This is a genomic window from Bradyrhizobium sp. CCBAU 53340 (assembly GCF_015291645.1).
GTDB lineage: Bacteria > Pseudomonadota > Alphaproteobacteria > Rhizobiales > Xanthobacteraceae > Bradyrhizobium.
This window is the reverse complement of record NZ_CP030055.1, coordinates 1,656,136-1,670,815: the sequence shown is the minus strand read 5'-3', so window position 1 is coordinate 1,670,815 and position 14,680 is coordinate 1,656,136. Positions and strand designations below refer to the sequence as shown.

General features: G+C 62.1%; 12 protein-coding genes. 8 read left to right on the top strand and 4 right to left on the bottom strand.

Going from position 1 to position 14,680, the window contains the following annotated elements; translation table 11 throughout:
• Positions 1–31 precede the first annotated feature (31 nt).
• The 3 genes from XH89_RS07825 (at position 32) to XH89_RS07815 (ending at position 2,840) form a co-directional block, all read left to right on the top strand.
• On the top strand, positions 32–949 hold the full coding sequence (locus tag XH89_RS07825) for an NADP-dependent oxidoreductase (RefSeq protein ID WP_194466515.1): 918 nt from the start codon (positions 32–34) through the stop codon (positions 947–949).
• Between the two features lie 100 nt (positions 950–1,049).
• The gene (locus XH89_RS07820; protein WP_246767762.1) at positions 1,050–1,703 is read left to right on the top strand and encodes a nitroreductase family protein; all 654 of its coding nucleotides are present in this window, start codon (positions 1,050–1,052) and stop codon (positions 1,701–1,703) included.
• Positions 1,704–1,991: 288 nt separating this feature from the next.
• Positions 1,992–2,840 carry an SDR family NAD(P)-dependent oxidoreductase gene (locus tag XH89_RS07815; RefSeq protein ID WP_194466514.1) on the top strand — a complete coding sequence of 283 codons (849 nt, stop codon included), beginning with the start codon at positions 1,992–1,994 and terminating at the stop codon, positions 2,838–2,840.
• A gap of 389 nt (positions 2,841–3,229) precedes the next feature.
• On the opposite strand, the gene XH89_RS07810 is transcribed toward XH89_RS07815, so the two are convergent.
• Positions 3,230–3,997: an RICIN domain-containing protein gene (locus XH89_RS07810; RefSeq protein ID WP_194466513.1), complete on the bottom strand. Its 768-nt coding sequence runs from the start codon at positions 3,995–3,997 to the stop codon at positions 3,230–3,232.
• A 1,298-nt stretch (positions 3,998–5,295) separates the two neighbouring features.
• Between XH89_RS07810 and XH89_RS07805 the strand changes: the two genes are divergently transcribed.
• Positions 5,296–6,690: a cytochrome P450 gene (locus XH89_RS07805; protein ID WP_246767761.1), complete on the top strand. Its 1,395-nt coding sequence runs from the start codon at positions 5,296–5,298 to the stop codon at positions 6,688–6,690.
• Between the two features lie 134 nt (positions 6,691–6,824).
• Positions 6,825–7,076 (top strand): histidine kinase, encoded by a 252-nt coding sequence (locus XH89_RS07800; protein WP_194466511.1) that lies wholly within the window; start codon positions 6,825–6,827, stop codon positions 7,074–7,076.
• 184 nt (positions 7,077–7,260) lie between these two features.
• Here XH89_RS07800 and XH89_RS07795 read toward each other — a convergent pair whose 3' ends face one another.
• Both XH89_RS07795 and aspA read right to left on the bottom strand, forming a co-directional pair.
• On the bottom strand, positions 7,261–8,586 hold the full coding sequence (locus XH89_RS07795) for a dicarboxylate/amino acid:cation symporter (RefSeq protein WP_210345239.1): 1,326 nt from the start codon (positions 8,584–8,586) through the stop codon (positions 7,261–7,263).
• 42 nt (positions 8,587–8,628) lie between these two features.
• Positions 8,629–10,062, bottom strand: coding sequence for an aspartate ammonia-lyase (gene aspA / locus XH89_RS07790; RefSeq protein WP_194466510.1), 1,434 nt, complete (start codon positions 10,060–10,062; stop codon positions 8,629–8,631).
• Between the two features lie 217 nt (positions 10,063–10,279).
• Here aspA and XH89_RS07785 point away from each other — a divergent pair, with 217 nt between their 5' ends.
• The 3 genes from XH89_RS07785 to XH89_RS07775 all read left to right on the top strand — a co-directional run bounded on the left by XH89_RS07785 (position 10,280) and on the right by XH89_RS07775 (position 13,480).
• Positions 10,280–11,164, top strand: a complete 885-nt coding sequence (locus tag XH89_RS07785) for a LysR family transcriptional regulator (protein WP_194468400.1) — start codon at positions 10,280–10,282, stop codon at positions 11,162–11,164.
• Positions 11,165–11,243: 79 nt separating this feature from the next.
• The gene (locus tag XH89_RS07780) at positions 11,244–11,957 is read left to right on the top strand and encodes an aspartate/glutamate racemase family protein (RefSeq protein WP_194466509.1); all 714 of its coding nucleotides are present in this window, start codon (positions 11,244–11,246) and stop codon (positions 11,955–11,957) included.
• 188 nt (positions 11,958–12,145) lie between these two features.
• Positions 12,146–13,480 carry a hypothetical protein gene (locus XH89_RS07775; protein ID WP_194466508.1) on the top strand — a complete coding sequence of 445 codons (1,335 nt, stop codon included), beginning with the start codon at positions 12,146–12,148 and terminating at the stop codon, positions 13,478–13,480.
• 10 nt (positions 13,481–13,490) lie between these two features.
• On the opposite strand, the gene XH89_RS07770 is transcribed toward XH89_RS07775, so the two are convergent.
• Positions 13,491–14,663: an MFS transporter gene (locus XH89_RS07770; RefSeq protein WP_194466507.1), complete on the bottom strand. Its 1,173-nt coding sequence runs from the start codon at positions 14,661–14,663 to the stop codon at positions 13,491–13,493.
• Between the last annotated feature and the right edge of the window lie 17 nt (positions 14,664–14,680).

Below are 14,680 nucleotides of genomic sequence, written 5' to 3'. Positions count from 1 at the left end.
CCAAAGCGACAATTGACCGAGGAGAATGACCATGAAGGCAATTGTGGTAACGAACCAGGCTGCGGGAAAGGCCGGGATGAAGCTGGCGGAGCGGCCCAAGCCGCAGGCAGCGATCAACGACGTCGTCGTTCAGGTTCATGCGTCGGGATTCGTCGGGACTGAGCTGGAGTGGCCCTCGACCTGGACCGATCGCCTCGACCGGGATCGAACGCCGTCGATCCCTGGGCACGAGCTCGCCGGAGTTGTCACCGCTCTCGGCTACGGAACGACGGGGCTGTCGGTGGGACAGCGAGTGTTCGGCCTCGCCGACTGGTATCGCGACGGCACCCTGGCGGAGTATGTGGCCATAGAGGCACGCAACCTCGCGCCGCTCCCGGGCGACGTCGACTTCACGGTGGGCGCGAGTCTGCCAATCTCGGGCCTCACCGCATGGCAGGGACTGTTCCAGCACGGCCGCCTTCGGGCGGGGCAGAGCGTCCTGGTGCACGGCGCGGCTGGCGCAGTCGGTTCGATGGTGATCCAGCTCGCACGCGAGTCCGGCGCCTACCTCATCGGCACCGGACGCGCCGCCGACCGTCAGAAGGCGCTCGACTTCGGCGCGCAGGAATTCGTCGACCTCGAGAACGACGCTTTGGAAGACGTCGGCGGCGTCGATTTGGTGTTCGATCTTATCGGCGGCGACATCGGGAAGCGATCCGCGCGGCTGGTTCGAGCCGGAGGAGCGCTGGTGTGCGTCGTTGGGCCATGCGAGGCGCGGCCCGCCGACGGCCTGGCAGTCGACTTCGTCGTCGAGTCTGATCGCGCCCAGCTGAGTGAGATCGTCCAGCGGGTGCGTGACGGACGACTGCGGACGAATATCGGCACCGTGGCGATCCTCGACGATGCCGTCGCCGCTCTCAATCCGACCAAGCGGATCAGTGGGAAGACGATCATCCGCGTTCGTCCCTGAGCGAGGCACGCCCCTTTGATCCACGCAGCCGGCTGGCTCGCACCCATGCAATGAAAACACGCCCGTACTTCGACCTATCCCTTCACCCACAGGAATCACCATGGCCGACGGAATCCCCACGAGCGACGGAATCACCATGACCAATGCAGTCGTCGAATCCATCCTGAGCCGCAGCGCCGCCAAGTACTACGATCCCGCTGCCACCTTGAGCGACGACCAAATCCGCGAGTTGGTGCGAATCGGCACCACCGCGCCGACGTCCTTCCACCTGCAGAACTGGCGCTTCATCGCGGTACGCACGCCTGAAGCCAAGGCTCGGTTGCGTCCGCTTGCCTGGGATCAGCCCGCGATCACCGAAGCAGCCGTTACCTTTATCGTCTGCGGCCAGTTGGCCGATACCAGCGTAATACCAGAGCGCCTGGCACCGTTGGTGGAAGCGGGCATTATGCCGGCGAAGATGGTGCCGGATTGGGAAATTCCCGCACGCGATCTGTATATGGAGCACCCACAGCGCCAACGCGACGAAGCAGTACGCTCCGGCACCTTCGGCGCGGCGGCGATGATCTACGCGGCCCACTCGCTGGGCCTGGGTTCGACGCCGATGATCGGTTTCGATGCCGAAGCAGTGCACCGCGAGTTCGGACTGGCCGAGGACGAAGTGCCGGTCATGCTGTTGTCCATGGGGCCGGTGCGTGCGGGAAACTGGCCGCAGAAGCCGCGCCGTCCGGTGGCCGATGTGCTGGAACTCGCATAGTCAATCGTCCTACTCGGCGAACAGCTTGGGCCCGCGTTTGCCAAGTGGGTCAATTGAGTGCGCTGTCACCGTAGAGCGACAAATAGGAAATGGGACGTGTGCTCATGAATTGACCACGTCCGCCGCGCTTCCGATAGTGGCCACCCTTGTCGGCCCAGCAAATTGACGCGAGGGCCAGACGCGGACATCCGGCAGGCTTCCAAATCGCTTGAAAGTACGATCATATGCCGGCCGGGTACAACCTGACGTTTTGGTGCAAGAGTCTCGGCTGGCCGAAGGAGAATGCGCGTGAAAGAACTCGCTGGAAAGACGGCGTTCGTAACCGGTGCAGCGTCAGGCATTGGCCTGGGGATCGCGACCGCTTTCGCCCAGGCGGGGGCGAAAGTCATGCTTTGCGATATTGAAGAAGAGGCCCTGTCCGCGGCGCTCAAGCAACTGAGGCTCACCAACGTCGATGTCGAGGGCGTGAAAGCCGACGTCTCAATCAAAGCCGAACTCGTGGCGGCCGCTGAAGCCACGACCGCCCGCTATGGCAAGGTGCATATCCTGGTCAACAATGCGGGCGTCGGCGGCGGCGGGCCCTATGGCGCCTGGACCGAGGCGTCGTGGAATTGGACCCTGGGCGTCAACCTGATGGCGACCATTTGGGGGATCGAGATCTTCGGGCCGTTGATCGAGCAGCATGGCGAGGGTGGACATATCGTCTCCACAGCCTCGATCGCCGGCCTGATTTCAGGGGCGAGCAATGCATACAACGTTTCAAAATATGGTGTGGTTGCGCTGTCTGAGGGCCTGCGGCTTGAACTCGCCCCGCGCGGCATCGGCGTATCCGTGCTGTGTCCCGGGTTCATCCGCACTCAGATCATGAACTCAGGACGCAACCTCCCCAAGCGCTTCGAGGGGGCGATCCCTGCCCCGCCGACGTCGGGCCCGCGTGCCGAGCAGATCAACATGATCCGGGAACGCGTCTCTCAGGGCATCGATCCCCTTTATGTCGGTGAACTCGTCCGCGAAGGCGTCGAGAACGACTGGCCGTATATCTTAACCGACACCGAATTCGAGCCGTTCGTCGAAGCACGCTTCGCCGCAATCAAGCAAGGCTTTGACCACATCCGCGGCCGCACCCCGAAACGTTGAGCGTAGAGCGGGCGATCGCGTCATGATCACTCCAGGACGTCATCGCCCGCCGGCGCGGCTGGCGCTGAGCCCCGGGGCCCCCTGGGGCAATCGCATCTAGGAGAGACTCCCCTGCGGCCATCCTTCGAGACGCCCGCCGTCGGCGGGCGTCTCAGGATGAGGACGGAGTGTGCGGCCCCATTTTTTGACGAGCACCGATGCTGCTTAGCCTCATCCTGAGAAGACCGCCACCGGGTCCGCGCAAAGCGCGGCCCGATGACAGGCTCCGCGGTCGTCTCGTAGGACGAGGCGTGCACTCAGCTCGCGCAAATTGCCATATGCGATCGCCTACCTGACCCCCGGGACATATCCCGGGGCCTTGCTCTGGTCGCCCGGCCGCAGATACGGTTCTACAACAACCCCGGTTGGCTCCAGCTTTGCTGGATCGTGTGGTTGCAGTCCCAAAGCTGCACGATGCCGCCATCCTGATGCAGCATCGGTGCATTGACGTCGAGACACTTGCCGCCACCATTGCGCAGTTCCAGCCCTTCCTGCCGCCAGTTCTGCTGCGCGCTATTATTGCAATCCCAAACCTGTATTTTGCCGCCGTTGTTGTGGATCTCCGCCAGATTTGCATCGAGGCACTTTCCGGCAAGGCTGACGATGCGCCCGCCATTGATCGTCCAGAGTTGCTGGTCCGAGCCGTTGCAGGTCCACACCTGCACGCGCGCTCCATTCACATGCTGGTTCGGCGCATCGACGTCGAGGCAGAGCCCGCCGCGGCTTTTGATCGGCAGCGGAATCGGGCCAGCGCATGGACTGCGCGGGTTGCCGCATGATGCTGCCTCCCAGCTCGTGCATTTCGAGCTGCTCGCAAAGTTCTTCTCGCAGCCTTGAACGGAAATCGAATAGACGACGCCAGACTGGTAAGGGGTCAGGTAAACAAAGGTCTTGTCACCATCGCGCTCGACTTGCGTTTCGCGCCCGCCATTCGCCGACCAGCGGATATTGTAGTGATCGAAGCCCGTTGTGGCCCAATGCGCCACAATATGTCCGCCCTCGACCGTGATTGTTGTCCCCATATTGACATCTTCGAACGCCGAAGCAGCATTGGGCGAAAGCCACGCGAGCGTGGGGCCAAGCATCGCGAGGACCAAACATAGGTATTTGTTTTGCATCGTGCGTTCACTCCTGGGATTGGCTATCGCTATCCGAAGGGGCAGCTTTGCGCGGGCGCGGAGCTCGTGAGCAACACAAAAGGAAAGACTTAAGCAAAATGCGGGTTACGCAAAGAACCCCTTTTTGGCCGCATCGAGGATATCCAGCTGGTCATAAACCACAAGTGGAATGTCTGTCTCCGCTCTACAGATGTCGTGTTCTGTACTCGTACGGGCCGATGAGATGTTTGAACAGCTTTGTCGCTTCTGGCCCCTCTCGGATCTCGGACAATGTCCGCTTTTGCGCCGCTGTTGGGGTATGAGCGGACATCGTAGATTTATGAGTACGCGCCCTCAAGCGCGATGAGATCAGGATGAATCGTCATCGCGCTTTAGGCAGCGGCGACGGCCACTGCCGACACCGCCTCCTCTGACGATCTCTCTTCAATCAGTCCACGCTTGTCTTCCCACCTGGCCACGGCGGCTGGCAATGCCGTTGCCGATGACGTTGGTGATGGTTCGCCCCATGTCCAGGAGCTGGTCGATGCCCATGACGAGAAGGCGACCAGCGGCCGCCGCGTTTCTGTTCGAACTGATCGCAAGGCGACAGACGATGACAACTGTGCCGATGATCGACGTTCGCGCCTACGCCAATTGGCTCTAAGTCTAGTGACGCCCGAGCGCATGGGCGACCGGGCAGAGCGCGGTCCATGTCCGTGTCGAGGTCCGCAGCGGACACAGCTGAAGCTGCGGCTGAGGAACGTGTCTGTAGCTGTAGTGAACTTGCCTAACAGGAAAAGCCGCAGCGTGGTTCCAGCCCCGACTGCGGCAATCCCGGATAAAGTAATAATCGGTTTTCAAATCTCTCCGGTGTTCTTTTTGTAGAACACCCCGTTCCGAAAATGGATTCCGTACAACTACCGGAGTTTGAAGTTTTGGGGGTTGTCACTCAAGAGCGAACATGACATCGCTTGTCTTACCAGCCCCACCAATGCTCCCGGCTGCCGATCCAATTGCGGATTAGAGCGCCGGGAGTACTGAACATCATGGGACAGTCGAGTTGTGGCTTGGCAAGCCTGAGGCCACCAGGGCGTCGGCTATCGGCGGCGAACCGGACTCGGGGGCGTGCTTACCTCGACCGCCGCTTGTTACCAGAGCGAAAATCAGAACATTGCTGCATGAGACCGAATTGAGATTGCGATCCGTCGCAAAGGGCGGAACGGAGATGAGCGCCTGATCGATGGGGAAGGGAACCAATTGCCACTTATTCCCGTTCCGGTAAGGTTCAATTTTGGGTCGTTTTTTCCGGGCCCATGCTGATGTTGCGCCGCGACGAATTGTATTATTGCCCACCTGCCCCGCGCCCTCCGCCAAGCCGGTTGGGATTTCTCGAGCTATTGATCAAACTGAGGCGAAGCCCGCTTGAATGCTGGAGTGCGGATTTTTTTCAAGAGCCAATAGCCAAAATTCGCCTGCCGTTCGTCGATGCATTTCTGGTTCACCATCCGCAGGCCATCAAGCGCGTGCTGATGGACAATGCGAAGAACTATCGGAAAGATACGATCCAACGCCGCATTCTCGCATCCGGACTGTCCGATGGTTTGCTGAGCGTCGAAGGAGAGCGTTGGGAGCTTCAACGACGAATACTGGCCCCTGTATTCGCTCGCCGAACCGTCAGCTCTTTCGCGACGGCGATGATAGCGGCTGCGAATGAACTCGCCGCGCGATGGACAGGACTAGGAGACGGCGCCGTCGTAGACGTCGCCGCCGAGATGGCCTTGGTCACCTTGAACGTGCTCGCACTTACCATCTTCTCCGACGGCATCGGCGGCGACTTCGAGGAATTTCGCCTGGCGATGAATGCGTATTTCAGCACGATCGGCCGCATCGGGGCGCTGGACCTGCTCGGTGTACCCAAATTCGTGCCACGCCCTGGTCATCGCCGCTTGCGCCGCACGATGATTTATTTCGAAGGGGTGATCGATACGATCATCCATCGGAGAGTCCAAAGGCTTGCGGCCGCCGCCGCAAACGATGAGCCGGACGATCTTTTGACCTTGCTGTTGCGTTCGCTGGATCCTTCGACCGGACGGCAGCTCTCACGGATGGAGGTTCGCTCGAACATCCTCACCTTTCTTTCGGCGGGGCATGAGACCACGGCCAACACGCTTGCTTGGTCGATATTCTTGCTTTCGCAGGTGCCCGATTGGCGCTCGCGAGTCCTGGAGGAGGCCGAGCGGGAATTATCGAAGCCGGGGGACGACCTCGTCGACCGGCTGGTCGTGACAAAGGCAGTCATAGAAGAAGCGCTCCGCCTCTACCCACCGATCGCCGCACTCAGCCGGGCTGCGGTGGAGGCTGACGTGCTGGGTGATATGCCGGTCAAGCCAGGCTCCCTGATCGTGATAGCGCCGTATGTTCTTCATCGACACCGCGCGCTGTGGAGCCACCCCGATGCATTCGACCCCTCACGTTTCTTACCGGAGAATCGCGGCGGAATTTCACGTTTTGCCTATCTGCCCTTCGGGATCGGGCCTCGGACTTGTATCGGTTCGTCCTTTGCTCTGCAGGAAGCTGCAATCGTTCTTGCTGTCTTGACCCGCCGCTTCGAAATGCGGCTGCTGCCGCACGCCGAGGTCTGGCCCGTTCAGCGCGTTACGTTACGCCCCGAAAAGGGGCTGCCGATGCAGTTGGTTCCGAGGAGAGAGCTTTAATTGGTCGAAACATCTGCCGAGCGGAGGAAGCACGCGGCCCGACGGAACAGAACTCGGTAAGGATCGTAGCCTGACGGGGCCGACTTTTTCGAGCCTGGCCCGCCGAACAAGCAAAAGGCAATGGAGGAGAAGACATGCTGCGTTCAATCTTGTTAGTCGCATCGGCAGCCGTGATGTTTACCGCGACCGCGGCCCTGGCGGACAGCAAATCCGATTGTCAGAAGGGTCTTGAGATGATCAAGGCGGAGCTCGGGAAGAAACATCCCGCTCCCGTGAAAGCAACCTTGCGCAAGGCGCTTAGCGGTGCCGAAAACGAAGTGACAGAGGAAGATTGGCCCGAATGCATGGACTACATCAAGACCGCGCGTGCTGCGCTAAAACAATGAGCGCCACCCTAAACGACCGCGGTCTCGCTGCTCTTCGTGATTCAATAATGCCGCCTCGGTTGACGCCCTTTCGTTCCGAACGTCGCCTGTTGGTCCCTTCCCGGACCTCGTACGATGTCCGCTCTTGCGCCACTGCTGGGCAATAAGCGGACATCGCGGATCTATGCGTACACGCCCTGGCAGGCTATCCGCCCGCCACACCCACGACGGCAACGGCCGGCGCGGCTGCCTCGGAAGAGGCCTCTTCGATCAAGCCACGCTGGTCTTCCCACCTGGCCACAGCGGCGGTGGCAATGCCGTTGCCGATGACGTTGGTCATGGTGCGGCCCATGTCCAGGAACTGGTCGATGCCCATGACGAGAAGCATGCCGCCCACCGGCAGGTTGAACATCGGCAGGGTCGCGGCCACGACCACGAGCCCGGCGCGCGGCACGCCGGCGATGCCCTTGCTGGTGACCATCATCACCAGCAGCATGACGAGCTGCTGCGTGAAGCTCAGCTCAATGCCGTAGGCCTGGGCGATGAACAGGGCCGCGAAAGCCTGGTACATCATCGAGCCGTCCAGGTTGAACGAATAGCCCAGCGGCAGCACGAAGCCCGAGATGCGCTCGCTGACGCCGAACTTCGTCAGTTGCTCGATCATCTTGGGGTATGCCGCCTCGCTGCTCGCGGTCGAGAAGGCCAGCAGCATCGGCTGGCGCAACAGGCCGAGGAGATCGAGGACGGGCCGGCCAAGGGCCAGCAAGCCGACGAGAACGAGGACGCTCCAGAGCACCGCGAGGCTGAAATAGAAGGTCGCGATGAACTTGCCGTAGGTCACGAGAACGCCAAGCCCCTGCGTGGTGATCACGGCCGCAATGGCCGCGAACACGCCGAGCGGCGCGAACTTCATCACGAAGTTCGTGATCTGCAGCATGATGTGGACCAGCTCGTCGATCGACGCCGCGATGGTCCTGGCATGGCTCGTCTTCAGCCTGCTGAGCGCCAGCCCGAAGAACACCGCGAAGACCAGGATCTGCAGGATCTCGTTCGTCGACATCGCCTGGGCGATGCTGGTCGGAAACACGTGGGTGATGAAGTCCTTCAGATTGAAGCCGGTGGTCTGCAGGGTGTTGGTGGCATCGGCACTGGGCAGCGGCAGCTGCAGGCCGTGCCCCGGCGCGAACAGGTTCGCAAAGACCATGCCGAGGCCGAGAGAGACCAGCGAGGCCGAGATGAACCAGCCCATGGATCTGGCGGCAATGCGGCCGACCGCGCCGCCTTCGGAGCCGAGGCTGGTAATCCCTGAGACGATGGTGGCGAAGACGAGCGGTGCAATGATCATCTTGATCATGCGCAGGAACACGTCGGTCAGAATCGAGAAATAGCCGGCGATGGTCTTCGCCGTCTCCGGCGTCGGTGCCAGCTCATGACAGGCATAGCCCGCCAGGATCCCCAGCAGCAGGCTGACCACCAGAGCATTGGTCAGGCGATTGGATCGCACAGGCGAATTGTCGGCATTGATCGTCATTATCCATTACCTCCCTTAGGCACCCATTTTGTTCTGATCGTTTCAGCTGACTGGCTGTGGCTGGCGGCCGTCCTGGTCCGCAGCAGCAAGACTTTGCGGCCGCGTCAGCATCTCCGGCTTCAGGATCGCCGCGAGCGTCGCCTCGGTGAGCAGCCCACGCTCGCGCACGAGCTCGGCAACGCCGCGGCCGGACGCATGAGCCTCCACGGCGACCGCCGTCGCGGCCGCGTAACCGATATACGGATTGAGTGCGGTGACGAGGCCGATCGAGTTCTCGACATCGGCGCGCAGGCGATCGCGGTTGGCAGTGATGCCCGCGACGCAGCTCCGCTCCAGCGTCAGGCAGGCCTGGCTGAGATGGCTGACGCTCTTGAACAGGCTGTGCGCGATGATCGGCTCGAACGCATTGAGCTGCAACTGGCCGGCTTCGGCGGCCATCGTCACGGTGACGTCGTTGCCGATCACTTCGAAGGCGACCTGGTTGACGACCTCGGGGATGACCGGATTGACCTTGCCGGGCATGATCGAGGAGCCGGCCTGGACCGCCGGCAAATTGATCTCGCCGAACCCGGCCCGCGGCCCGCTCGAGAGCAGCCGCAGGTCGTTGCAGATCTTGGAGATCTTGACCGCGACGCGCTTCAGCACGCCGGAGATCTGAACGAAGGCGCCGCAATCCTGCGTCGCCTCGACCAGATCGGGCGCGGTCACCAGCGGCAATCCCGTGATCGCATTCAGATAGCGGCAGACGAGGCGCGCATAATCCGGATGCGCGTTGATGCCGGTGCCGATGGCGGTTGCGCCCATGTTGATCTCGTGGATCAGCAGGCCTGCTTCGCGCAGGCGCTCCTGATCCTCGCCGATCATGACGGCATAGGTGTTGAACTCCTGCCCCAGCGTCATCGGCACCGCGTCCTGCAACTGGGTCCGGCCCATCTTCAGGACATCCTTGAACGCCTCGGCCTTGCCGGCGAAAGCGAGGCGCAGGACCTCCATCGCCTTCACCAGATTCTGCAAGCCATGAGAGGTCGCGATCTTCAACGCCGTGGGGTACACGTCGTTGGTGCTCTGGCTCATATTGACGTGCTCGTTCGGATGCAGCGCGGCGTATTCGCCCCGGGCATGGCCGAGAATCTCCAAGGCCCGGTTCGCGATCACCTCGTTGGCGTTCATGTTGGTGGAGGTGCCGGCGCCGCCCTGGATGACGTCGACGACGAACTGGTCGTGAAGCCGGCCGGCGCGCAATTCCTCGCAGGCCGCGACGATGGCCCGCCCGCGACGCTGGTCGAGCAGGCCGAGCTCCATGTTGGACAGCGCCGCCGCCTGCTTGATGGCGGCGAGTGCGCCGATCAGCTCGGGATAGGCCGAGATCGCGATCCCAGAGATCGGAAAGTTCTCGACGGCGCGCAGCGTGTGGATGCCGTAATAGGCATCACGGGGCACGTCGCGCTCGCCAAGCAGATCATGTTCCGTCCGCATCTCATCTCCCGCTGGTCAGCTCCGTTGTCCGGAGACAGTGGCCGTGAGCCTCGCGCTGAGGATTGTCGCGCTAAGGCTTGGCATTGCGGCGGGATGCATGCGCCTGACGATGGAGCGGCGTCCAATGTTATGCTGGCAAGCTTTATTCCGATTATGCATAGATTTCCGCGAAAGATCAGGGCATCTTCCTGACCGAGTCTCTCCCGGAGCAGACACGATGGAATTGAAATGGCTGGAGGATTTTCTCAGCCTGGCGCGAACCCGCAGCTTCTCGCGCGCGGCGGACGAGCGGCACGTGACGCAATCCGCGTTCAGCCGCAGGATCCAGGCGCTGGAACTCTGGCTCGGTGTGTCCCTCGTTGACCGCAGCAGCTACCCGACGACGCTGACCGCCGAGGGACGCGAATTCCTGGAGACTGCGGAAGAGACGGTTCGCATGCTCCATGCGAGTCGTCTCGCGCTGCAGGCGAGCAAGCGGCCGAGCACGCAGGTCGTCTCGATCGCTGCGCTGCACACGCTGTCACTTCATTTCTTTCCGCGCTGGTTCCGGGCCATCGAAAAGGATGTCGGGCCAATCGGCAGCCGGTTGCTGCCCGACGATTTCCACAGTTGCCTGCAGGCGCTGGTCGAAGGCAGCTATGATTTCCTGCTCACCTTCCACCATGCCAACGTGCCGATCCTGCTCGAGCCGGAGCTCTATCCCCACATCGTCGTCGGCATGGACAGTTTCGTCGCCGTCCGCAGCGCGACGTTGGCAGGAGACGACACGGCTTCGTTGCCCCTGCTGAGCTACGCCTCGAATTCATTTCTCGGGCGGGTCGCCACGTTCGCGCAGGCCCAGGCCGGCTCGCCGCCGGCGCACGTGACCCACACCAACGAGAACGCCATGGCCGAGGGGCTGAAGTTCATGGCGCTGGAAGGCTATGGGCTGGCGTGGCTGCCGCGCAGCCTCGTGGCCCGGGAGCTGGACGAGGGCACCCTCGCCATCGTCGGACCGGAGATTCCCCTGGAAGTCCGGCTCTATCGCAGCGCGCGGCGAACCCGCCCGATCGTGGAAAAGGTCTGGAACGCCGCACAATCGGCCGCGCCCAAAACTATGTAGAAGCCGCATATGCCGTTCTGAACGGGCATTGGATTTGCCTGATGCAACCATGCATCGTGGCTCCAACAAGGAGACAAAGATGCTTGGCATTCTGGGCGGCATGGGCCCGATGGCGACCGTGGATTTCATGGGCAAGATCGTCAGGAACACCCCCGCATCCTGCGACCAGGACCACATCCAGATGGTGGTGTGCTCGGCGACTGATGTGCCCGACCGCACCGCCGCCATTCTCGGCCAGGGCCCGGATCCCCTCCCCGCCATGCTGAATGCCCTGCGCCGGCTCGAGCTGTCGGGCGCGACCCGGATCGCCATCCCCTGCAACACAGCCCACCATTGGCACGGCGCGCTGCAGGGCGAGACGCCGGTGCCGATCATCCACATCGTCGACGCCGTTGCCGACGCGCTTCCCCGGCAGCAGACAAGCCCGACCATCGGCCTGCTTGCCACCGATGGCACGGTCCGCGCCGGCATCTACCAGCAGCGCCTCACCGAACGCGGCTATACCTGCGTGGTGCCTGACGCGAAGGCGCAAGCCGAGGTCATGCGCGCGATCCGACTGGTGAAGGCGGGACACACGGATGAAGCGGCCGGCATCCTCGGCCGGGAAGCAGAGGCGCTCGCGGCCAGGGGCTGCTCGCACATCGCCATGGCCTGCACGGAAATCCCCCTCGCCCTCGCCGCGCTCGACAGCGATATCGGCGCGGCCTTGCTGGATCCGACCGACCTTCTCGCACAGGCCTGCGTCAGATCGTGCCTGACGGTGCCGCAGGAGGCGGTGCGGGAAGTCGCCTAGAGCGGAATGAAAGCAGGCGCGCACCGATTCAAGCAAATCCGCCACGAAATTCGGCAATTCCCCGCCAGGCTGCATTAATCATCCGAAGCAATCTTCAGACGAGCATTAAGCTCGACTTAGCCAAGTGTCCTCCAGACTAGCGGCAGGATCCGGTCGAGAGTGCTCCCTGAATGCGTCGATGGTTATCGGTGATCAAGTTTGCGGGCGAGGCCGCCATCTCCGCTGCCGTTCTCGCCATCGTGCTCCGGGCTGAGTGGGGATATGTCGCCGCACATGGCGATTTCTTCGGCTGGCTCATCATCTTGCCGCCCGCGCTGCTTGTTAGTTTTCTGATTTTTGCCGCGCCCTTCGTCGCCGTCATGTTTTATGGCTTCGCAACGGCGCGCTTTGGCCTGGCGCTCGGCCCTATCCTGTCTATCGCGATGACGTATGGCTTCCACGCCCGGTCGGTAGCGCAAGAGGACGAGTTCGTCGCGCAGAAGAGAGCCATCATCGCCAAGCTGGTCCCCGAGAAGGCCGAGCCGCTGCATGCGGATCATACGCTTCTCGCCGTCGATGACTTCAACAATGGACGGTTGTGCGACCAGGCCTGCATCAACGTGTTGGCCACTTCAGCCTATACACTTGCGCTCAAGAGCACCGATCGCAGGGATAGCACATGGGCGGTCTATGAGCAGGCCGAGGGGCCCACATGCCTGGCCAAAGACAATGCCAAACTCGCCCTCCAATTCCTGCTGCGCGGTTTTCCCGGCAAATGCGCGACGCAAAAGACGATCGTCAATCTCGGAGACGGCCTTCTCCTGCGAATCGTGTGGTCGAGAAATCCCAATGGGCAGATCACGCCAGGTATGCCGCAAGGATTTACGGGCACAATGTACGAGACTTTTGAACGGATCGACGGCCAGGACCGTCTCCTGGCGCGGCGCATCGAAGGCAGCCTTGAAAGCAAGGTATACCGCTTCCCGTTTTGGAAGCAGTTGCCTTCAATCGCCGTTGGAACTCCAATCGATCGGATGTCCTTCCTAACGAACGCCGTGGGAACGGACGTCGGTCCGCTCAGGGCGCCCGTCAACCCATTTCCGTACGACGAGGTGCTGACCGGAATCGAGAAGTATTTCGATCTCAAGGACACTCTCGATGCGGATACGTTCCACTCCGCGCGGTGGAGCTGGTTACAGATCGCTGTAAATGCAGCCCGGCCGCAAACTCAGCTACTGAAGGACCATATCCTTCGGCTGTTTGCGACCCGCGACCCCATGCGGATCGAATTGGGTTTGAAGGCAATCACGGACATCAACCTCGATGAACGAGACTTCGCGGACGAAGTCATGATCGAGCTGATGTTCGTTCCGATGAACGCCGAAGTAACCTCGCTTCTCGAAAAGCAACTCGAGCGGCAGTTTGCTCCGCCGCGGAAGTCTCCGACCGCCGAAGTCCGCGAGCAAGCGAAAGCCCGTTTGAACGACCCGAACCTTCAGTCCTGGCAATCGCGCATCCTGAACCGGATCGACCAGCTTCCATAGAAGCGCGGCCTCACGCCGCCACCGGCGTGCGGATCTCGCGCGGCAGGATGATCGCCGCGGCGATCGCGAGCAGGCACAAGCCGGCGAAGGCGTGCAGCATGGTGACGAAGCCGCCCTGCTCGTAGAGCCAGGCGACGAGGCCGACCGAGGCGCCCGCCGCGGTGAAGCCGATGAAATAGCGGACCGCGTAGGCGCGCGAGCGCCATTCCTCGCTGGTGTATTTGCCGACCATGGCGTCGTTCACCGTGACCTGTCCGAACGCGCCCATGACGATGCCGATCGAGACCAGGATCAGCGGCAGATTCGACAGGCTCGCGGCGAGATACAGGAACGGCGCCAGCATGAAGGACAGCGGCAGCGCCACCGTCTTCAGCGAGTAACGGTCGAGCAGCCGGCCGATTGTGTACTGCGTCATCGCGCCGAACACATAGACGCAGGCGGCGATGACCCCGAGCAGCGCGGGACTCTTGGTGAGATCCGCGAGCCGCTCCGCGAACAGCTTTGGCAGCGCAACGGTGACGGCGTTGAAGGTCGTCGAGATCGCAATCACGACGATCAGCAGCGACAGCACCACGCGCCACATGTCTTGCTTGGCGACGCGCGCCTGCGCCGCCGCCTGCTTGGAGCCCTTGCGGTCCTCGTGCACGACCGACATCGCGAAGGCGAGGCCGATCAGGATGGTGACGATGCCGGGGATGATGAAGGCAAAGCGCCAGCCGAGATATTGGCCGATCACGCCAGTGACCAGCGCCGAGGAGGCAACCCCGAGATTGCCCCAGACACCGTTGATGCCCATCTCGCGGCCGAGCCTCTCGGCATAGGACACGATCATCGCGGTCCCGACAGGGTGGTAGATCGAGGCGAACACGCCGATCGCAAGCAGCGCGCCGCCGAGTTGGAGCGGCGTCTGCACGAAGCCGACCGAGATCATGGAGGCGCCGATGCCGATGAAGAAGATCAGCATCATGTGGCGGCGGCTCCAGCGGTCCCCTAACCAGCCGGTCAGCAGCGAGCCGGCGCCGAAGGCGATGAAGCCGGGGGTCGCATAGGGAAGCAGTTCCGAATAGGCCATGCCGAGCGCCGGCCCCATGATGATCACGGCGGCGGCGAAGATCAGCATCGAATAATGGTCGATGAAATGGCCTGCGTTGACGAAACTGATGACCCTGACGGGGCTATTCATTCGGAATCCTCTCCTGC